The sequence below is a fragment of the Amycolatopsis sp. NPDC058278 genome, assembly GCF_042881395.1.
GTDB lineage: Bacteria > Actinomycetota > Actinomycetes > Mycobacteriales > Pseudonocardiaceae > Amycolatopsis.
In genome coordinates this window covers 1-19,349 of the sequence record NZ_JBHVXZ010000010.1, presented here as the reverse complement: position 1 = coordinate 19,349, position 19,349 = coordinate 1, and the positions used below count along the sequence as shown (strand labels likewise).

The 19,349-nt window shown below is 71.8% G+C and carries 15 protein-coding genes; 1 reads left to right on the top strand and 14 read right to left on the bottom strand.

What is annotated here, in order from left to right; all coding sequences use genetic code 11:
* Positions 1-102 precede the first annotated feature (102 nt).
* From ACFVYA_RS07125 to ACFVYA_RS07100, 6 genes are all read right to left on the bottom strand, one after another.
* Positions 103-1,092, bottom strand: coding sequence for an Acg family FMN-binding oxidoreductase (locus ACFVYA_RS07125; protein WP_387043284.1), 990 nt, complete (start codon positions 1,090-1,092; stop codon positions 103-105).
* Positions 1,093-1,321: 229 nt separating this feature from the next.
* Positions 1,322-3,994 (bottom strand): cation-translocating P-type ATPase, encoded by a 2,673-nt coding sequence (locus ACFVYA_RS07120; RefSeq protein WP_387043282.1) that lies wholly within the window; start codon positions 3,992-3,994, stop codon positions 1,322-1,324.
* Positions 3,991-4,752, bottom strand: a complete 762-nt coding sequence (locus ACFVYA_RS07115) for a hypothetical protein (RefSeq protein ID WP_387043280.1) — start codon at positions 4,750-4,752, stop codon at positions 3,991-3,993. Before ACFVYA_RS07115 ends, ACFVYA_RS07120 begins: the two co-directional genes overlap by 4 nt.
* 51 nt (positions 4,753-4,803) lie before the next feature.
* Positions 4,804-5,901: an acetate/propionate family kinase gene (locus tag ACFVYA_RS07110; protein WP_387043278.1), complete on the bottom strand. Its 1,098-nt coding sequence runs from the start codon at positions 5,899-5,901 to the stop codon at positions 4,804-4,806.
* Between the two features lie 17 nt (positions 5,902-5,918).
* Positions 5,919-8,546, bottom strand: a complete 2,628-nt coding sequence (locus tag ACFVYA_RS07105) for a GNAT family N-acetyltransferase (protein WP_387043276.1) — start codon at positions 8,544-8,546, stop codon at positions 5,919-5,921.
* Between the two features lie 169 nt (positions 8,547-8,715).
* Complete coding sequence (locus ACFVYA_RS07100) at positions 8,716-10,467, bottom strand: GAF domain-containing protein (RefSeq protein ID WP_387043486.1); 1,752 nt, start codon at positions 10,465-10,467, stop codon at positions 8,716-8,718.
* 133 nt (positions 10,468-10,600) lie between these two features.
* Here ACFVYA_RS07100 and ACFVYA_RS07095 point away from each other — a divergent pair, with 133 nt between their 5' ends.
* Positions 10,601-11,584, top strand: a complete 984-nt coding sequence (locus ACFVYA_RS07095; protein WP_387043274.1) for an Acg family FMN-binding oxidoreductase — start codon at positions 10,601-10,603, stop codon at positions 11,582-11,584.
* On the opposite strand, the gene ACFVYA_RS07090 is transcribed toward ACFVYA_RS07095, so the two are convergent.
* The 8 genes from ACFVYA_RS07090 to ACFVYA_RS07055 all read right to left on the bottom strand — a co-directional run bounded on the left by ACFVYA_RS07090 (position 11,581) and on the right by ACFVYA_RS07055 (position 19,221).
* The gene (locus tag ACFVYA_RS07090; RefSeq protein WP_387043272.1) at positions 11,581-12,219 is read right to left on the bottom strand and encodes a response regulator; all 639 of its coding nucleotides are present in this window, start codon (positions 12,217-12,219) and stop codon (positions 11,581-11,583) included. The two genes, ACFVYA_RS07095 and ACFVYA_RS07090, sit on opposite strands and share 4 nt — an antisense overlap.
* A gap of 150 nt (positions 12,220-12,369) precedes the next feature.
* Complete coding sequence (locus ACFVYA_RS07085; RefSeq protein WP_387043270.1) at positions 12,370-12,702, bottom strand: cupin domain-containing protein; 333 nt, start codon at positions 12,700-12,702, stop codon at positions 12,370-12,372.
* A gap of 52 nt (positions 12,703-12,754) precedes the next feature.
* Positions 12,755-14,701, bottom strand: a complete 1,947-nt coding sequence (locus ACFVYA_RS07080) for a molybdopterin-dependent oxidoreductase (RefSeq protein WP_387043268.1) — start codon at positions 14,699-14,701, stop codon at positions 12,755-12,757.
* Positions 14,702-15,038: 337 nt separating this feature from the next.
* Positions 15,039-15,935 (bottom strand): universal stress protein, encoded by an 897-nt coding sequence (locus ACFVYA_RS07075; RefSeq protein ID WP_387043266.1) that lies wholly within the window; start codon positions 15,933-15,935, stop codon positions 15,039-15,041.
* Positions 15,932-16,246, bottom strand: coding sequence for an HPP family protein (locus ACFVYA_RS07070; RefSeq protein ID WP_387043264.1), 315 nt, complete (start codon positions 16,244-16,246; stop codon positions 15,932-15,934). Before ACFVYA_RS07070 ends, ACFVYA_RS07075 begins: the two co-directional genes overlap by 4 nt.
* A gap of 70 nt (positions 16,247-16,316) precedes the next feature.
* Positions 16,317-17,252 carry a universal stress protein gene (locus ACFVYA_RS07065; protein ID WP_387043262.1) on the bottom strand — a complete coding sequence of 312 codons (936 nt, stop codon included), beginning with the start codon at positions 17,250-17,252 and terminating at the stop codon, positions 16,317-16,319.
* Between the two features lie 29 nt (positions 17,253-17,281).
* Complete coding sequence (locus ACFVYA_RS07060; protein ID WP_387043260.1) at positions 17,282-18,694, bottom strand: DUF4389 domain-containing protein; 1,413 nt, start codon at positions 18,692-18,694, stop codon at positions 17,282-17,284.
* Positions 18,691-19,221 carry a flavodoxin domain-containing protein gene (locus ACFVYA_RS07055; RefSeq protein ID WP_387043258.1) on the bottom strand — a complete coding sequence of 177 codons (531 nt, stop codon included), beginning with the start codon at positions 19,219-19,221 and terminating at the stop codon, positions 18,691-18,693. Before ACFVYA_RS07055 ends, ACFVYA_RS07060 begins: the two co-directional genes overlap by 4 nt.
* Positions 19,222-19,349: the final 128 nt, after the last annotated feature.

Here is a 19,349-nt window from a genome sequence, read left to right as displayed (position 1 = left end):
GAACCGAGGTGACCAAAGGCCCACGATCAGGGCGGCACGCGTACCTCGAGTGGCCGGGTACATCGGAAGGACTTCCGGAGCCCTTGCTCTCGACCGCGGCGGTCATCGGGCTCCTCCCCGGTGTCCGTCGGGGAACAGCTCGCCGAGGGGCAGCCTCGGCGAGGGAGCCGCCGGGACCTCGGGGTGGCCGAAGCGGAAGATCGCCTGCGGCACCCCCGGCAGGACCAGCTCCGACACCAGCCGGGCCCGGAATCCGGTCAGGTGCAGGGGCTGGGTGATCACCGACGCCGCGAGGGCTTTCGCCGTCGCGGTCAGCCAGACGCGCTGCAGCGCCGCCCCGGCGGCCAGGTGTTCGGCCCGGGTGTCGCCGTCGGTGCAGACGACCAGGAGGTTCTCCGCAGCCAGCCGGTCGGCGAGCACGGCGTCGTCGGGCACCGGGGTGTCGGTGCGCACCAGCCCGGCGACCGGCAGGGCTTCCGGGCTCAGCGCGTCCTCGGGGACGCCGTCCCCGGTCGCCGACGCCCCTGTGGTGCGGGCGGTCCACATCGCGAGCTCACGCTGGTAGCCGCGGTCTTCGCGGAGCACCCGGGTGGCGAAGCCGAGCAGCTGGGCGAACTTGTCCAGGTGCGCGGGCACCACCAGATGCACACCGGTCGTCTCCCCGGCCGCGGCCAGCCCCGTGTGCACTGCCGCCGCCACCCGGCCGTGGGAGAACTCGTGCCGATGACTGCGGCGGCGGGCGATGGCGTGGTAGAGCGCGAAGTCCCGGTCGGAGACCGCACGCGGACGGCCGATCGTCACCGTGGCCACGACGTCTTCGTCGTCCCGGAACTCGACGTGGCAATCTCGCCCGAGCACGCGCACCGCGAGTTCGAGGTTGGTGAGCGCGGCGCCGCAGGACAGCATCCGGTCCCGGCCGAAGGGGTCCTGCCGTCGCAGCACCACGCTGCGACGTTCCAGCAGATCCACCTCGGTACCGCGGACGAGCAGCTGCCACGGCTGGCTGTTGTGCACCGAGGGCGCCCGGCTCACCGCGCGGGCGAGCGTGCCGATCTGCTCGGAGGTCAGTGCTGCCGGTGCTACAGCGGTCATCGCGGTCCCTCCGGTACGCGGAGCCGGACGCTCCGCCCGAGTCATCGTGAGCCTTCGCCGGGTGCCGGCACCGGAGCACAAAGTCCCCGGCTGCGGCGGAATTCGGCCTCTACCGGCGGCCACGGTGGACGGCGCACGATCGCGGTGACATCGAGGAGAAAGCGGGAGCCACCATGAATTCGCCACGTCCGCACACCGGCCGGGTCATGGTCGTCGGGATGGACGACTCTCAGCCGCCGCGGGTTGCGCGGCGGAAGAGTTCGTCCGCTCCCCACACCAGCACCGGCATCGGCAGCATCAGCGCGATCACCCACGCCGGCAGCGCCGCGGTGCCGAACATCGCCTGCAGCGGTGGCAGGTAGATCAACGCCGCCGCGAAGACCAGTTCGAACGCGATTCCGCCCAGCAGCAGCCGGTTCGTCGTGAGGCCGACCGCTCGCAGCGAGACCCGCTCCGTGCGGGACGCGAACGCCGTGCCGACCTGGCAGAACACGATCGCCGTGAAGCTCGCCGTCGTTGCCTGGAGGTACGCGTGGTGCAGCGGGGCGCCCGCCGAGACGTCCGCACCCGGGTGCCAGCCCGCCGCGTACAGGACCGCGAAGTACGCGCCCAGCACCAAGATCCCCGACAGCAATCCCATGATCCCCCACGCGCGCAACAGCATCCGGCCGGTGACCACACCTTCGGACCGCCGGCGCGGACCGCGGGCCATCAGGCCCGGCTCCGCGGGCTCACGGCCCAGCGCCAGCGCCGGCAACGTCTCCGTGCCGAGGTCGATGGCCAGGATCTGCAGCACTGTCAGCGGCAGCGGGATCATCCCACCGGACACCGCGAACAGCAGGAACGGCAGCACCTCCGGCACCGCGTGCGCGAAGATGTAGAGCACGAACTTCCGGACGTTGTCGAAGACCCGTCGTCCCTCCCGCACCCCGGCGACGATCGTCGCGAAGTTGTCGTCGGTGAGCACCACCGTCGCCGCTTCCTTCGCCACGTCCGTGCCTCCGACGCCCATCGCCACGCCGATGTCGGCCCGGCGCAGGGCCGGTGCGTCGTTGACGCCGTCGCCGGTCATCGCCACGACCTCGCCGCAGTCGCGCAGCGCGTCCGCGATGCGCAGCTTGTCCTCCGGTGCGGCGCGGGCGAACACGATCTCCCCGCCGGCGGTGAGTGCCTCGTCGAGGGCCGGTTCCGGCATCCGGGCGAGTTCGTCGCCGCTGATCACGCGGTCCGCGCCGATCCCCACGCGGCGGGCGATCTCCGCCGCCGTGCGGCCGTTGTCGCCGGTCACCACGTGGACGGTGATCCCCGCCGAATGGCAGTTCGCGACGGCGGCGGCAACTTCGGGACGCGGCGGGTCGACGAGCCCCACCAGCCCCAGCAGGCACAGGTCCGACTCGGCTTCGTCGCGGCTGCCAGGCACCGCGGGTACGCCGCGGCGGGCGACGGCCAGCACGCGCAGGGCCCGGCCCGCCATCTCGTCGACGCGCTCGGTGATCCGTTCCCGCAGCGCGGGCGTCAGCGGGAGTTCGGCGCCGGAAGTGTCGAAGACCGACGAGCACCGGGGCAAGATCTGCTCAGGCGCACCCTTGGTGGCCACGTACAGCGAGCCAGCAATGGAGTCCACAGTGGACATGCGTTTGAGCCGTGGGTCGAACGAGTACAGGGTCAGCCGCTCGGTCTCCCGGGTCGCCGGCTCGAGGGCGGTCCCGTGGCCGGCCGCGTAGCCCAGCAGCGCCAGCTCCGTCGGGTCGCCGCTGTCCGAAGCGAGGTCGGCGGTGCTGCAGCGGGCCAGCGACGCGGCCAGCACGCCCGCGTCCTCCAGGGTCACGCCCAGCCCGTCCCGGACCTCTTCGACGTGCATCGCGTTGCGGGTCAGTGTCCCGGTCTTGTCGGTGCAGATCACCGTCGTGGAGCCCAGGGTCTCCACCGCGGAGAGCCGTTTGACCAGCGCGCCTTCCTTGGCCATCGACCGCACGCCGGCGGCCAGCGCGAGGGTGATCGTCGGCAGCAGGCCCTCGGGGACGTTCGCGACGAGCAGGCCGATCGCGAACACGAACGCCGCCGACCACGACAGCCCGGCCAGCCAGCCCAGCGGCAGGAACGCGAGGCCGACCACGACCGCGACGCCGGCGATCAGCCACGCGACGCGGCGCACCTGCCGCTCCAGCGGGCTATCCTCGCGCCCCACCCGGGCCGACAGCGACGCGATCCGGCCGATCTCGGTGTGCCGCCCGGTGGCGTGCACCACCGCGTGCGCGGCGCCGGCGACGCACACCGTGCCGCTGAACACGAGCACCGGCGACTCCAGCGGCCGGGACGCGTCGTCGGGTACGTCGGCCGTCCGTGTCACCGGGGCCGACTCCCCCGTCAGCATCGACGCGTCGACGTCGATCGTGCCCTCCACGAGCCGGGCGTCGGCCGGGACGCGGTCGCCCTCGGCGATCACCAGCACGTCACCGGGCACGATCTCGGTCGCGGGGACGTGGCTCACGCTGCCGTCGCGCAGGACCGACGCGCGGTCGGGCAGGTAGCGGCCGAGGGCTTCGACGGCCTTTTCCGCCTGCTGTTCCTGGAAGAAGGCCAGCAGGCCGTTGAGCAGGATGACCCCGACGATCGCGATCGCGAGGCTGGTCGTCCCGGCGAACCAGGCGAGCCCCGCCGCGACCCACAGCAGCAGCGCGAGCGGGTGAATCAGCTGCCGCAGCAGCGCCAGCGGCCAGCTCGCGCCGCGGTGGGACGGCAGCGCGTTGGGGCCGCTCACCTGGAGCCGCCGGGCGGCTTCGCGGGCGGTCAGGCCGGTGACGCCGGTGCGCAGGTCCCGCAGCAGGCGGGCGACGGGCTCACGGGCGTCGATCGCCGGGGATTCCCCGGTGTCCGGCTTCGGCTTCAGGTGGGTGGTCATCGTCGGGGGTTCCTTCGTTTCGGGGTGGCGAAGCCGACCAGGAGCACGGCCTGCGGGATGCCGGGCAGCGGTGACTTCTCGACGTGGTGGGTTCGCTCGGCGGGCGACCGCATCGGCAGGACCCGCGAGGAGAAGCCACGGCTCGCCGCGGCGAGGCGGGTCGCGTGCAGTGCGGCGCCGGCCAGGACGCGGTGGCGGCGGCTGTCTTCGGGCGTGGTGATCAGCAACGACGAGTCCCCGGTGACGTCGGCGCCGAGGTGCTCGAGCGTCGAGACCCAGTCCGGGCGGACGATGCGGACGGTCGTGTCCGGCCAGAAGTCGTCCGCGGCCAGCGCGCCCAGCACGGCGAGGCTGACCGGTCGCTGCACCGTTCCGCGATCGGGTTCGCCGAGCTTGCGCAGTGCCGCGTAGCGCGCCCACTCGCCGCTGGACGTGCCGCGCGCGTCGCCGGCCCGGACGACAGCCGCCACGTCGGGAGGGGCCGGATCGCCCGGGAAGGTCACCAGTGGTTCGCGGCCCAGAACCCGCACAACGGTCCAGATCGTCGACAGCGCCGCACCGCACTCGAGGAGAGCCGCGCCCACCCGCTCGCGCCGGGTGGGCGGCTCGGTCAGCAGGACCTCGTCCGGCCGGATCTCCGTGCCGCAGCGATTCGGGCCGAGTCGCACCAGCGCGTCGGCGAGCACCATTCGTGACGACCGGTCCCAGTGGAACCCGGTGTTGTCATCCACTCGCGCCGAGGTGTCTCCAGCGCGCACGATCGCCATGTGATCTGCGAAGGTCGCTTCGCTCGGTCGGGCCCGCATGGCTCACCTCACGGCCAGCCGGGCGAGCACTTCTTCGGCGCCGCGCGCGAGTTCGAGGTCCTCCCGGGGCAGGACGATCAGGGCGGGCACCCGCGAGTCCGCCGCGGTGACGATCCGGTCGTTCGGGGGTTCCGGGTCGGTGTGCGGGACGTCGCCGGTACGCAGGCCGAGCACCCCGAGCCCGTCGAGGACGGCGGTGACCACCTCCGGCTGATGCTCGGCGACCCCGCCGGTGAAGACCACCGCGTCCAGCCTCGACAGGCTGGACGCGGCCGCGCCGATCTCACGCCGCAGCCGGTGCCGGTAGACGTCGAGGGCGACCTCGGCGTCCTGTTCGCCGCGGGCCGCGGCGGCCAGTACCCGGCGCAGGTCGCCGTCGGTGCCGGTCATCCCGGCCAGCCCGGAGCGGTGGAACAGCGCGTCGGACATCTCGGCCGCGCTCATCGGCGCCGTCCGCATCACGTGCAGCAGCAGGCCCGGGTCGACCGAGCCGGACCGGGTCGCCATCATCGCGCCTTCCAGCGGCGTGAAGCCCATGCTGGTGTCGACGCCGTGGCCGTCGCGGATCGCGGTCACCGACACTCCCGCGCCGACGTGCGCGCAAATCAGCTGCAGCTCGGACCGCTCCCGGCCGAGCAGCTCCGCGGTGCGGCGCAGCGCGTGCTGGCAGGACAGGCCGTGGAAACCGTAGCGGCGCAAGCGGTTGTGCTCGGTCCACGCCCGCGGTAGCGGGTACCGCGCGGCGGCCTCCGGCATCCGGGCGTGGAAGGCGGTGTCGAAGCAGGCCACCACCGGGACGTCCGGCAGCGACCGGCGCACCTCCCGCGTCACCTCCAGCGACAGCGGCTGGTGGTTCGGCGCGAGGGAGGTGAGGCGTTCGAGGCTCGCCAGCAGCGCGTCGTCGACCGGCGCCGGCGCCTTCTGCGCCCCACCGTGGACGAAGCGGACGGCGATCGCGTCCACATCGGACCAGCGGCGGATCGCCTGGGCGACCGCGCCGGGGTCGGCCAGGTCCCACGCGGTCCAGCCGACCGCGGTGCCGTCGGCGACCAGCGAGACCTTCATGCTCGACGAGCCCGGGTTCAGGGTCAGCACACGCACGGCAATCCTCCGGTGTCTCAGTCCCGCAACCGGCGCAGGAACGGATCGGTGAGCGCGGGGCGTTCGAACCGGGCACGGACGTCGAGCGCCACGCAGCTCTCGGAACTGACCCGCACCGGGTTGAGGTCCAGCTCGGCGAGTTCGGGGACGAGCTCGGCGAGCCTGCTGACCTTCAGCAGCAACTCACGTACGGCCACCCGGTCGAGCGGCCCCGACCAGAGCGCCTTCGCCGAGCGGAGGCCGTCGAGCAGCAGGTCGGCGTCGGCCCCGGTGAGCGGGGCCGGCCTGGCGGCGTGGTCGGCGATCAGGTCGGTGTCGACACCGCCGAGGCCGAACACGACCAGGGGCCCGAACACCGGGTCCGACCGCACACCGACCAGCACCTCCCGGCCGGGTTCGGCCATCGGCTGGACGGTGACCCCGCGCAGGGCGGAGCCGAAGCGGGACCGCAGGGTACGGAACGCGTCACGAAGGCTGTCGGTGTGCACGTTCAGCAGCACGCCCCCGCCCGCGGACTTGTGCAGCAGCCCCTCGGCGTCGGCCTTGAGCACGACCGGCGAGCCCAGGCCGGCGGCCGCGGCGTCCATCGAGTCGCCGGCCTCGACGTAGGTGGTCTCCACCATCGGGATGTCGGCCAGGCGCAGCAGTTCGACGGCGTCCGCCGGCGGCAGCCAGCCTTCGCGTCCGGCGGCGAACGCGCGCAGCGCCTCGGGATCCTCCAGCGGGGTCAAGGATCCGGCGGTCTCGGGCCGGTTCAGCCACTGCTCGTAGCGGACGAGCCGGGCCAGCACCGCGGCGGCCGCGGCCGGGTCGTCGTAGCAAGCGGTCACCCCGGTGCCGGGCACCAGCGGGGCGACGCGGGCGCGCTGCCCGGGCCGGACCGCGAAAACGGTCTTGTACTCGGGCGGGAGCACGGCGGCGAGCGACGTCCCGGGATCGCCGACGGCGGTGGGGACGGTCGCGGCGATCACCGCGTCGACACCGTCGTCGGCGAGCACTGCGCGCAGCGCGTCGGCGAACAGCTCGGCGGGGACGGCCGCGGTCGTGTCGACCGGGTTCCGCACCGCGGCTTCGGGCGGCAGGAGCTTGGCGAGCCGCTCCCGGGTGTCGGCGGACAGCTCCGCCATCACCAGGCCTTCGCGCTCGCAGGCGTCGGCGGCCAGCACCCCGGCGCCGCCGGCGTTGCTGACCACGGCCACGCGCGGACCGCCCGGCAGCAGCTGCCAGGACAGCCCGGCGATGACGTCGACCAGCTCGGCGACGGTGTCGACGGCGATGATCCCGGCCTGCTCGAACAGCGCGTCCCGGGTGACGGCCGGGGTCGCGGCGGCGGCCGTGTGCGAGGCGGCCGCGCGCTGAGCGGTGTCGCCACTGCCGGAGCGGACCGCGAGCACGGGGCGGGTGCGGGCCAGCTGCCGGGCCAACCGGCTGAACTTGCGGGGGTTGCCGAACGATTCGAGGTAGAGCACGGCCAGCTCCGTGCGGCGGTCGGCGGTCCACCACATGAGCAGGTCGTTGCCGCTGACGTCGTACTTGTCGCCGGTCGAGACCAGGCTCGACAGGCCGAGGCCGAGGTCGTTCAGCGACTCCGCGAGCGCGATCCCCACACCGCCGGACTGGGTGACCACGCCGACGTTGCCGGGCTTCACCGGCCCGGCCAGGAAAGTCAGGTTCAGCGGGCAGACCGGGTCGGTGGAGACGACGCCGAGGCAGTTCGGGCCGACCAGCCGCATGCCGTAGCGGCCGACGGCTTCGCGGACCCGCGTCCCCGCCGGGGTCCCGGTCAGGCCGGAGGAGATCACGAGCACGGCACGCACGCCCCGCTCGCCACAAGCCTCGACGGCGTCGGCGGCGGCCGCGGCGGGCAGGCAGACCACGGCGAGTTCGGGTGTCCGGGACAGCTCGGCGACACTCGCCACGGACGGCACGCCGAGGATCTCGCCGGCGTGCGGGTTCACCACCTCGACGTGTCCCGGGTAGCCGGCGGCGAGCAGGTTGGCCAGAACCGCGTGCCCCACCGAACCGGGCCGCCGTCCCGCGCCGATCAAGGCGATCGAGGCGGGCTTGAGGACGTGGGCCAGGCTGGCCGCGTCGGCGACGGAGTCGCGCTTCAGCACGGCGTCCAGGTAGGTGGCATCCTCCTCGAGGATCATCACGACTTCCCGCTCGGGGCCCTCGACGCTCGCCTCGAACCGCAGGCCGAGATCGGCGAAGACGTGGATGATCTTGGCGTTCTCGGCGAGCACCTCGGCGACGAAGCGCTTCAGGCCGGTTTTCCGGGCGTGGGAGACGAGGTGTTCCATCAGCAGGGTCGCGACGCCCTGAGTGCGTGCGGCCGCGTCGACGACGAGCGCGACTTCCGCGTCGGTGGAGTTCTCCAGGACTTCATAGTTCGCTACGCCGAGGAGGTCGCTGCGCAGGTAGCAGCCCACGGCGTAGTGCCCTGGGCCGGGATCGCCGGCGATCTGCGCCGCCAGGTCGTCCAATCGGGACGGCCGGGCGCCGAAGAACCGGAAGTAGGTGTCCTGCTGGGTGAGCCGGGTGTGCAGGCCGAGCACCTCGGCGGTGTCGGCCGGGTGCAACGGGCGCACGAGCACCACGTCGCCGTCCGCGAGCAGGGCCCTGGAGCCCACGTCCACACTCATGCTGTCACTCCTCGGGCACAGGGGGCGCGCAACGGCAACGGGCCGTCTGGCGTCGCCTGTCAAGGAGACCTCGGAAAGGGGGTACCGCGACGCGGCCGGACTACCCGAACTCCGAGGACCTTCGTCACCGAAGTGCCCGTTTACACCCGTCGGTGAGGCACCTGCGCGGTCAGCCGAGCGGCGCCGACCACTCCAGCTTCACGCCACCCTCGGGCCCAGGTTCGAGGGTGAACTGCCCGCCCACGGCTTTCGCGCGTTCGCGCAGGTTGCCGAGCCCGCTCGGCGGGACGTCGGCGAGGATTCCCTTGCCGTCGTCGATCACCACGATGCGCAGCACGTCGTCCTTGACCGCGACCGACACCGACAACGTCGAGGCTTCCGCGTGCCGGACGACGTTGCTGACCGCCTCGCGCACCACCGCTTCCACGTGCTCGGCCAGCTGCACGGGCAGCATGTCGAGCGTGCCGGACATGCTGACCGTCGGGTGCATCGGCGCGTCGTCGGTGAGCTCGGCGATCGCGTCGTGCAGCCGGTGGCGCAGCCGCAGCCCGGTCGCCCCCGCCGCGCCGCCGTGCAGGTCGAAGATGGCCGTGCGGATCTCCTGCACGATCTCGTGCATCTGCTCGATGCTGTCCCCGAGCCGCTTCTGCAGCTCCGGCGACTTCGTCCGCCGCTGCGTGCTCTGCATCGACAGGCCCACCGCGAACAGCCGCTGGATGACGTGGTCGTGCAGGTCGCGGGCGATCCGGTCGCGGTCGCCGAGCACGTCCAGCTCGCGGGCGGCGCGCTGCTGCGCCGCCAGCTGCAGGGCCAGCGCGGCTTGGTCGGCGAACGACGCGACGACCGACAGCTGAGTGGCACCGAACGACGGCGCACCCGTCTCCCGGAACGTGATGAGCACGCCGCTCGTGCGGTCACCGGCCCGCAGCGGAACGACCAGTGCCGGCCCGAAGCGGTAGTCGCCGAGGGCGAGTTCGGGGACGCTGCGCGGCGTCCGGTCCCGGTACACCGCGCCGGGCAGGCTGCCGTCGAGGTCGATGTGCAGACCTGACAGCTCGGCCGCCCGCGCCCCGGCGCAGACGGTGACGGTGAGGTCGTCGACGTCGTTGCCCCAGTCTTCGTCGACGTCGAGCCGGCCGAAGTTCGGCAAGGCGAGCATCGTGACGTCGGAGCCGGTCAGCTCCAGGGCCCGGCTCGCGATGGTGTTGAGCGCTTCGGCCGGGTCGGTGCCGCCGAGCAGTTCGGTCGTCACCTCGCTGGTCGCGGCCAGCCACTGCTGCCGCACCTGCGCCTGTTTGTAGAGGTGTGCGTTCTCGATCGCGATCCCGGCCGCAGCGGCCAGTGCCTGCACGACGACCTCGTCGTCGTCGGTGAACGGCTCGCCGTTCTTCTTCTCGGTCAGGTACAGCCGGCCGAACACCTCGTCACGCACCCGGACCGGCACGCCGAGGAACGAGTGCATCGGCGGGTGGTGTGCCGGGAACCCGGCGGACGCCGCATGGGCCGAGATCTCTTCGAGCCGCAACGGTTTCGCTTCTTCGATGACCACGCCGAGCACACCGTGCCCCGCGGGCAGGTGACCGATCAGCCGGCGGGTCTCGTCGTCGATCCCGAAGTAGATGAACTCGGACAGGGAGCCGTCCTCGGCGAGCACGCCCAGCGCACCGTACTTCGCCTCGCCGAGCTCGATCGCGGCCTGCACGATGCGCCGCAATGTGGCGTCCAGCTCCAGCCCGGACGCGACGGCCAGCACCGCATCCAGCAGGCCGTCCATCTTGTCGCGGGTGCCGATCAGCAGCTCGATCCGATCCTGCAGGTCGCGCAGGACCTCGCGCAGCCGCAGTCCGGAGAGCGTCCCGGCCGTCTGCCGGGAGCCGTAGTCCGGCTGCTGTCCGGATTCGTTGACCGACACCGTGACCACGACCTTCACCTTGTCCACTCCAGCCTCACCGCTGGTGACTTTTTCCCCTTTCCACCGTCCGGTGGCACGAGAGACCGTCACTGGAAGCTGTCCGGAACCACAGTGTGCCGCCCGACGGCACCGAGAGGGAACCATGACACCACCCATCACCTCGATCGGGCTCCTGGATCCCGATCAGGTGAAGTCCGTGCTCGGGGCGGCGGTGCTCGCGCCGTCGACGCGCAACACGCAGCCCTGGCGGTTCCGCTGTACGACCGCGGGGATCGAGCTGTACGCCGATCCGGACCGCGCTTTGCCGGTGGCCGACGCCGGCCAGCGGGAACTGCTGCTCTCTTGCGGGGCCGCGTTGTTCAACCTGCGCACCGCGATCCACGCGCTGGGCGCGCACCCGGCCACCACGCTGCTGCCCCGGCGCGACACCCCGACGCTGCTCGCGGTGGTCCGGCCGTTCGCGGCCCGCAAGCCCGACCGGCGGCTCGTCCGGCTGGCCGACGCGGTCCCGCGGCGCCACACGAACCGCACCCCGTTCGAGGCAGCCGTGATACCGGACACGGTCGTCGCCGAGCTGCGCCACGCCGCCGAGGCCGAGCAGGCCTGGCTGCCCCGGCTGGACGCGAACCAGCTGGACCGGCTGCGCGACCTGGTACACCAGGGCCACCACGCTCAGGTGGCCGATCCCGCGTTCCTGGCCGAGTGGCGACACTGGACCACTCGCCCCCGGGACAGCCGCGACGGCGTCCCCGAACACGCCGCCGGCGCGATGCCTCCGGAAGAGTGGATCCTGGGAAACTCCGGCTCACCACGGCGGGGCCTGGTCGACGACTCCGATCCGCTGGTCGTGGTCCTCGGCTCCTTCGACGACAAACAGGCCGACCGGATCAGGGCCGGTCAGGCGATGCAGCGGGTCCTGCTGACGGCCACCGCCGCCGGGTTCGACGCGTCGTTCATCTCGCAGCCGGTCGAGGTCCCCGCGGTACGGGTGCAGCTGCGCACCCTCCTGGGCGGCGGGCTCTGGCCGCAGGTCGTGCTGCGCTTGGGCCGCGGGACACCGGTGCCGTGGACGCCGCGCCGTTCTCTGGACGAGGTCCTGCTGAAGCCGGACCGGCTCAGTGCCTAGCTCCCGTGCTGGCGCAGCTCGGTGGCGAGGACGGCGGCCTGCGTGCGGCGCTCCATGCCCAGCTTGGTCAGCAGTCGCGAGACGTAGTTCTTGACGGTCTTCTCGGCCAGGAACATCCGCTCGGAAATCTGCCGGTTGGTCAGGCCTTCGCCGATCAGCTCCAGCAGCTTCCGCTCCTGGTCCGACAGGTCGGACAACGGGCCTTTCTTCGTCTGGCTGTCGCGCAGCTTGGCCATCAACGCGGCCGTCGCGCGCGCGTCGAGCAGGGACTTGCCCGCGCCGACCTCTCGCACCGCCGAGACCAGGTCCATGCCCTTGATGTCCTTGATGACGAACCCGCTGGCGCCGGCCATCACCGCGTCGAGCATCGCCTGCTCATCGGTGTAGGAGGTGAGCATGAGGCACTTGAGCTCCGGCAGCCTGGAGCGCAGCTCGCGGGCCAGTTCGACGCCGTTGCCGTCGGGCAGCCGGACGTCCAGCACCGCGACGTCGGGGTTGAGCGCGGGAATGCGCGCCAGCGCCTGCGAGACGCTGCCGGCCTGCCCGATGACGGTCAGCTCGTCGTCCTCGTCGAGCAGGTCGGCGACACCGCGGCGGACGACCTCGTGGTCGTCGACGAGAAAGACCCGGAGCATCTCCGACCTCCTGTGACGGGAAGACACGACGGGAATCAGCGTACGACCCCCAGGCCCCACGCGGAGATGACCAAAGTCCTCTGCCGAGTGCCGAACGTCCCGTTCACGGCCTCGCCGGGATCGGTGATCGCCGGCCGGCGTAGTGCGGCCTCACCGGTGCGCTCCCACGGTGAGCAGGACCGCGGAGTCCTCGATGGCGTCGAGGGAATGGCGGTCCGGCGGCACGATGAGCAGGTCGCCCGGCGAGCCTTCCCACTCGACATCGGCGGCGACGAGCCGTACCCGCCCGTGGAGCACGTGCACGGTGGCCTCTCCGGGGTTCTCGTGCTCGTCGAGGCCGTGGCCGGCGATCAGCGCGATCAAGGTTTGCCGCAGGACATGCTCGTGGCCGCCGTAGACGGTGCGCGCGCTGCGCCCGCTCGAGGCTTGCGCGGCGATCTTCAGCTGTTCGCGGGCCAGCGCTGTCAACGACGACTTCTGCATGTTCGCACCGTTCTCAGGTCGGGTTCCGGACGGCGGACACCGTCCGGCCGGGCTAGATGGACTGGCGGTAGCCGAAGAACTCGTGGTCGTTGTTGTACCCGCCCTCGCCGCCGCCGATCTCGGCGAAGTCCTCGACGAACTCCACCCCCTTGATCCATTTGACGTGCTTGAACCCGAGCTGGACCTCGTTGCGCAGCCGCAGCGGGGCCCCGTGGCCGTAGGGCAGGGAATCGCCGTTCATGTCGTAGGCCAGCATCGTGAGGTGGTAGCCCATCTGCTCGATGGGGTGCGCGTCGTAATAGACACCACCGTCAGGGCCTTCGGCGAAGGAATAGAACACGACCCAGTGTGCTTCCGGTTTCGGCTGGACGAGGTTGACGATGGTCTGCATCGACACCCCTCCCCACTTGGCCACCCCGGACCAGCCCTGGATGCAGAAGTGCTGGGTGATCTGCTCGTGGTGGGGCAAGGCCCGCAGCTGCGCCAGGTCCAATTCCACCGGGTGCTCGACCAGACCGGAGACACGCAAGCGGTAACCGGCGAAGTCGTGTTCGAGCAGATCGGCGTATTCCGGGGTGGCCGGGTACTTGCCGTTGTGCCACAGGTACGGGGAGATGTCCTTCTCGGTGTACTGGCCGGGCTTCGCGTCGAGGTGCTCGAAGAGCCGCTGGACCGGCCCGATGAGGGCGTACCCGACTCGCTGCACCGTCCGCGGGTGGCGGTAGGTGACCGGGGTCGCCGCGACCCACACCACGATCAGCACCACCAACGACGCCGCGAAGACCCAGAACCCGTGCCAGCTGTCGCCGTCGCGGTTGGCATACATCATGTTGAAGTTGCGCCGCACGTCCGTGGTCACCACGAGAGTCACGTGCGCCACGATGAACACCAGGAACCAGGTCAACACCAGGAAATGCAGTGAGCGTGCGGCCTGGATGCTGAACACGCTGCTGATCCGCCGGAACTTCGTCGACAGGGCCGGCGACATACCCAGGCCGGTGATGAACGCGAGGGGGGCCGCGACGAACACGGTGACGAAGTAGGCGATGAGCTGCAGGCTGTTGTAGGCCAGCCAGTCGTGGCCGGCCGGCCAGTCCAGTGACAGGTACTGGATCATCGCCGACAGCGCGTTGGGGAACACGTCCCAGCTGGCCGGGACCAGCCGCGTCCAGTGCCCGGTCGTGAAGACCAGGATGTAAAAGATCAGCCCGTTTCCCAGCCACAACGTGTTGACGCCCAGATGCCACCACCGCGCCAACCCGATCGAGTGGCGTCGCCCGGGGAGCCCGACCCCGTCGGGCAACGTGATGGAATCCTGCTTCGCGGTCCACAGCGGGTCGGCCGGCACCGGCTTCTGCACCCGGAACCAGTCCCGGCCGGGGGTCGAGTGGCGGGTCCAGTAGAAGCGGGGGTGATCGGCGATGATCGTCAGCCCGGACCGGATGATGGGGATCAGCAGCAGCATGTTGAAGAAGTGCTGCCATCCCACCCACCCTGGTGAACCTGCGGTGTCCTCGGCACCCGCCGGGACGACAGTGCCGGGATGCGCGGCCACGAACCCGGCCACCGCGGGCAACTCCCGCAACCCCTTCGCGATAGCCACGGCCGCGATCAGCAGCACAAAACCGACCGGCAGCAGCCACAGCAGGTTGAACCATCTGTCCCGCCCGACGCGGACCCGCGGCGCCACCCCGTAACTCTGCGGGACCGCCCCCGCCCACGACGCGTCGACGACATCGTGGTCCTTCTTCGAGAGCTCGTCTCGGAAACCGGCCGACGGCCGGGGGACGGAACCGGTCACCGCGGCCGGGGGTGGCTCCTCGGAGGCGGATCGGCCGGACCGGTACCAGGCGTCCTCGTTGCGGAGGTGACCACCCTCGTTTTCCCAGGCGAGTTCGGTGGACGAGGCCCCGAGGGACCGAACGGCGCGCCGCGTCGCCGACCTCGTGTGGTGGTTCACCACGCTCGGAGGTGTCGAAGACGGGAGGTGGGTTTCCATGGCGAGGCTCCCTCGGGCGCAGCATGACACGGTCGGCTGGCGCGGCACCGGGATCTCGGGCAACAACGTCGGTTCGGAACTGTACGCGCCCTGAGCAGCAGAAGGTGCTCGGCCGCGCGGGCGAAGCCGAGCTCACAGTCCCGCACTGAAGGTCCTCTCAGCCTAGGAAGGCGGCATCTCGGGCACAGCCGGCGTCGGTCACCGGACGCGAGGACCAACGTCCCTTCGACCGGTTACGTCCGCAAAGGACGAAGACTCTCGCGCAGGTCGTGCCCCACCTCGTCCACCTGGGCCAGCTCGGTGCTGCCGAGCACCGCGGGCCGGGCGTCGAGCGCGGTCACTTCGTCCGCTCCGGGCGGACGACGAGCACCGGGCAGCCGGCGTGCTGGACCAGCGCTTGGCTGGTCGAGCCGAGGAGCATGCCGGTGAAGCCGCCGCGGCCGTGGCTGCCGACGACCACCAGTTGCGCGGTCTCGCTCGCCTCGAGCAGCGCGTGCCGGGGTCGGTCGCGCACGAGCAGGGGACGGATCTCGACCTCGGGGTATTTCTCCTGCCAGCCCGCGAGCCGCTCGGCGAGCAGCCGCTGTTCCGCCTCTTCGAGGGTGTCGGGCTGGGTGAGGATCCGGGCGGTGCCGTGGGTGTCCTCGTAGGTGACGTCGTTCCAGGCGTGCACGGCGACCAGCGGCACGCCGCGCAACGAAGCCTCCTCGAACGCGACGCCGATCGCCGGTTCGCTGTTGGGGCTGCCGTCGATGCCGGCCACGACCGGGCCCGAGTCGGGGACCATCGTGGTGGCCTGCCGGCCGCGGATCACGGCGACCGGGCCGTGTGCGTGGCTCGCGACCGTGGCCGTGGTCCCGCCGACCACCATCCCGGTGAACCCGCCGGCGCCGCTGCGGCCGACCACGAGCATCCGGGCGTGCCGGGACTCGTCGATCAGCATCGGCACGGGCGGATCGTTGGGCAGTTCCGTCGTGATGACGAGGTTCTTGTCGACGGATGCGGCGATGCTGCGGGCGTCGGCGATGATCCGCTCGCCGTCGGCCTGAATCGCGTCGACCAGCACGGTGAGACCGGACAGGCCGCCGCCGTACAGGCCGGTCGGCTGCCTTCCGTACACGATCTTGAGCTGCAGGTGCCGCAGGGAAGCGATCCGGGCGGCCCAGGCGACGGCGGCCGAGGAACCGGCGGAGCCGTCCACGCCCACGGTGATCCTCGGGTCGGTGGTGCTCATCGGTTCTGCTCCTCACCCGCGTAAGCGGTGTCTGCGGCGACGACGCCGGGCACGGCGAGCGCCTGCAGCTGGGCGACGTGCCGGTCGGAATCGTCGTCGAACTGGTCGAGAATGTGGGCATGGCCGTCGCGCACGTCGATCTTCCAGCGGCCGCTGCCGCCGCGCGTGACGATGCCGACCAGGCGCTCGTCGTCATCGACCGCGGGAAGGGCGGTGAAGCCGTGCGTGGACAGCAGCTCGGCCGCTTCCTTGGCGGACGTCCACGGGTGCACGGTGATCACCGGTGCGGTCATCAGGTCGCGTGCTCGCATCGGGGGGGTCCTGCCTTTCAAGTCCCTTCCCAGCCTAGGAAGGCGGCACCTCGGGCACAGCCGGCGTCGGTCACCGGTCGCGAGGACTTACGTCCCTTCGACCAGCTGCGTCCAGCTGGGGTCGCACCACGGCCACCGGGCACGGCGAGTGCACGATGAGCGCCTGGCTCGTCGAGCCCAGCATCATGCCGGTGAATCCACCGAGACCGCGGCAGCCGACCACGATGAGCTGAGCGTCTTCCCCACGCTCCAGCAGCGTGCGCACCGGCCGCCCGCGAGCGACGTCGAGCTCGATCGGGACGTCCGGGTACTTCTCCTGCCAGCCGGCCACCTGCTCGGCGAGCTTCGCGCGTTCGGCGCGATCGATGCCGGCCGCGTCCACCTGGAGCGGACGGAGTCGCGGCACGCCGTCGGCGAGGGTGTCGTTCCAGGCGTGCACGACGGTCAGCCCGGTTCCCCGCACCTGCGCCTCCTCGCAGGCGAACGCCAACGCAGCTTCACTGTCAGGTGAGCCGTCGGCGCCGACGAGCACCGGACCGGTGACCGGAGGCGGACTGTGCAGTGTCCGGCCCCGGACCACGACGATCGGGCAGTGGGCGTGCGCCACCACCGACACGGCGGTCGAGCCGACGAGCAGACCGGTGAAGCCGCCGAGCCCGCGCGACCCCAGCACGACCAGCTCGGCGTGCTGCGACTCCTGGATCAGCGCGGTGACCGGGCTCCATTCCCGAGCGGCCGTGGTGATCTCGACGTCCGGGTGCTCGGCGAGTACCGCGGCCCGCGCGTCGGCGAGCCATTCTTCGGCCCGTTTCGCCAGGCCTTCCCGCACCTCGTCCAGTGATCCGAACGCGATCGGAGCGCACACGTTCGGCAGGGTGTAAACCTGCACCAACCGCAGCGGGCGGCCCCGGCGGCGGGCCTCGGTGCCGGCCCAGACGGCTGCCTGCACCGCCGAGGCCGAACCGTCGATCCCGGCGACGATCGCGCCGTCGATGAATCCGTGCATGGTTTCCTCCAACGGCCACGGCGGACGGATCAGACGTGGCTCGGCAGATCGGGCGGGACCGGGGTGATCGGCGGCCCGGCGTGGTGGGCACGATGGGCGGCGAGCCCGATGAGCAGGGCGCCACCGGCCAGCAGAACGGCACCGGCGAGCAGCAGGCCGAGGGCGATCCAGCCGATCGCGGGCGCGGTCGCCCCGGCCTCGGCGCGCACGGAGATCCCGCGTGAGCCGTCGGCGTTCATCACGACGGCGGTCCACTGCCCGTCACGCACCGGCCAGGAGACGGCTTGGGTGCCTGAGCCGGACGCGGTCGCCGTCCACACCCCGGCGCCACCGGGCGGGGTGGCCGGCGCACCGCCGGGGTGCACTCGGTCACCGGAGCGGTTGTCGGCCACGCTGCCCAAGGTCGTGTACCCGGTCGCGGCCAGGTAGCCGGCGACGTCTTCGGCGCTACCGATGCCCACGAAGAGCGGGTGGCCGTCGGTAGCGGTCGCGCGGACCCTGACGTCCCCGACAGCCGCGACGACGTCCGGCGCGCCGGATATCCGCACCGGGTCGGTCAGGATCGCGTAGCTGTCCGACGTCAGCGTCGTGGCGCCGGAGAGATAGCCGTCGGCGTCGCGCTGCGTACGGTCGGCCCACAGGAGCGTGCCACCGCCGGTCAGCAGGCCCATCGCACCGAGCAGCAGGACCGCGCCGGACACCGCGGCGACGATCCGCCCGCCGGTCCAGGTGGCCGCCCGCGCCGGAGACGGCTGCGGGTGCGGCGGTTCGGCGTCGGCTTCCGTGCCGCCTATGTCCAGGCGGAACGGCGGGTACTCGTCGGTCATCAGCGACACGTAGGCCGCGACCCGCAGGACCCAGCGGTCCATCCCGAGCACGAAGTCGAAGATCGGCCGCGGGTAGCGGCCGGTGAACAGCAGCACCACCCCGGCGACCAGCACCAGCACGCCGACGAGACCACCGGCCGCCCAGTCGAAGCCGTCGTCGCTGCCGTTGCCGAACAGCAGCCAGCTGCCGCCGCCGGCGAACAGGCCCACGATCACGAGGTGCGGGAGGGCCAGCAACCACCACTTCACGAGCACCAGGCCACGCGAAAGCCGCTCTGGATAGGCGATGTCGAGCCGGGCCGGGTAATCCGGGACGTCGGCGAAGGTGAACGGCGGGTACCGGTCGGTGCCGAGCGCCGCGTAGGAGTAGTACTGGACCCGCCAGCTCCAGCGCAGCACACCGGAGGTGAACGCGAAGAGCGGGCGCGGGTAGCGACCGGTCACCAGGATCGCGAAGAACGCCGCGATGGTGACGAACGGGTAGGCGAACCACAAGAACGCCAGCACGACGTAGTGCGGGACGGCGAGGAGCCACTTGACCAGCCACAGTCCGCGCGACAGCGGCTCGTCCAGGGTGGCTTCGACCCGGACGGGATAGCTGCGTGGCGTCGTCACGACCGGCTCCCGGCAACCTCGGTCACCGCGAGGGCCGAGCCGATCTCGCGGCCCCAGGCCCGGATCGACGGCCAGTCGCGGTAGTCGCCGTCCTCGACCCGCAACGCGGCGACCATGGCCCGCTCCGGGAGGTGCAGGGCGTGGTGGTCGATCTTGCCGCCGAACAGCCGGTGCTCGCGGGCCCCGAGCCGCATCACCACGTCGGCGACGCCGGCCGGCTCGTCGGCTTGCTGGTCCCGCTCGCCGACGGGGCCGCTGGAGAACACCCAGACCGGCAGCCCGCGGAGTTCGTCCACGAAGGTCTCGGCGAGCTTCGCGGCTGCCTCGAGCCAGTGTCCCATGTAGACAGCGGAACCGAGGATCACGGCGTCGAAGCCGTCGACTGACGTCACCAGGCTTGCGTCGCGGGTCTCTGTCCGTGACTGCACGCCGGCGTCGATCAGCGCCGTGCCGGCCGCGGTGGCGATGTTCTCGGCGATTTCCCTGGTGGCGCCATGCCGGCTGGCCACCGTCACGAGGATTCTCATGTTTCCACCCTCGCGCGGGGCGCGGCCCCCGGCTTAGGGGCCAATGTCCCTCGGGACTCGCCGAAAGTCACCGAAAGCTCGGGGCACCGGCCGCCGCTCGAGCCAAGGGCACTCCCGGCTGCCGCTCT

Excerpts from the sequence above, each read along its gene's own strand:
- ACFVYA_RS07125 (WP_387043284.1), bottom strand. The coding sequence starts at position 1,092 with ATGACCGCTGTAGCACCGGCAGCACTGACCTCCGAGCAGATCGGCACG.
- ACFVYA_RS07120 (WP_387043282.1), bottom strand. The coding sequence starts at position 3,994 with ATGACCACCCACCTGAAGCCGAAGCCGGACACCGGGGAATCCCCGGCG.
- ACFVYA_RS07105 (WP_387043276.1), bottom strand. The coding sequence starts at position 8,546 with ATGAGTGTGGACGTGGGCTCCAGGGCCCTGCTCGCGGACGGCGACGTG.
- ACFVYA_RS07095 (WP_387043274.1), top strand. The coding sequence starts at position 10,601 with ATGACACCACCCATCACCTCGATCGGGCTCCTGGATCCCGATCAGGTG.
- ACFVYA_RS07090 (WP_387043272.1), bottom strand. The coding sequence starts at position 12,219 with ATGCTCCGGGTCTTTCTCGTCGACGACCACGAGGTCGTCCGCCGCGGT.
- ACFVYA_RS07085 (WP_387043270.1), bottom strand. The coding sequence starts at position 12,702 with ATGCAGAAGTCGTCGTTGACAGCGCTGGCCCGCGAACAGCTGAAGATC.
- ACFVYA_RS07080 (WP_387043268.1), bottom strand. The coding sequence starts at position 14,701 with ATGGAAACCCACCTCCCGTCTTCGACACCTCCGAGCGTGGTGAACCAC.
- ACFVYA_RS07075 (WP_387043266.1), bottom strand. The coding sequence starts at position 15,935 with ATGAGCACCACCGACCCGAGGATCACCGTGGGCGTGGACGGCTCCGCC.
- ACFVYA_RS07070 (WP_387043264.1), bottom strand. The coding sequence starts at position 16,246 with ATGCGAGCACGCGACCTGATGACCGCACCGGTGATCACCGTGCACCCG.
- ACFVYA_RS07065 (WP_387043262.1), bottom strand. The coding sequence starts at position 17,252 with ATGCACGGATTCATCGACGGCGCGATCGTCGCCGGGATCGACGGTTCG.
- ACFVYA_RS07055 (WP_387043258.1), bottom strand. The coding sequence starts at position 19,221 with ATGAGAATCCTCGTGACGGTGGCCAGCCGGCATGGCGCCACCAGGGAA.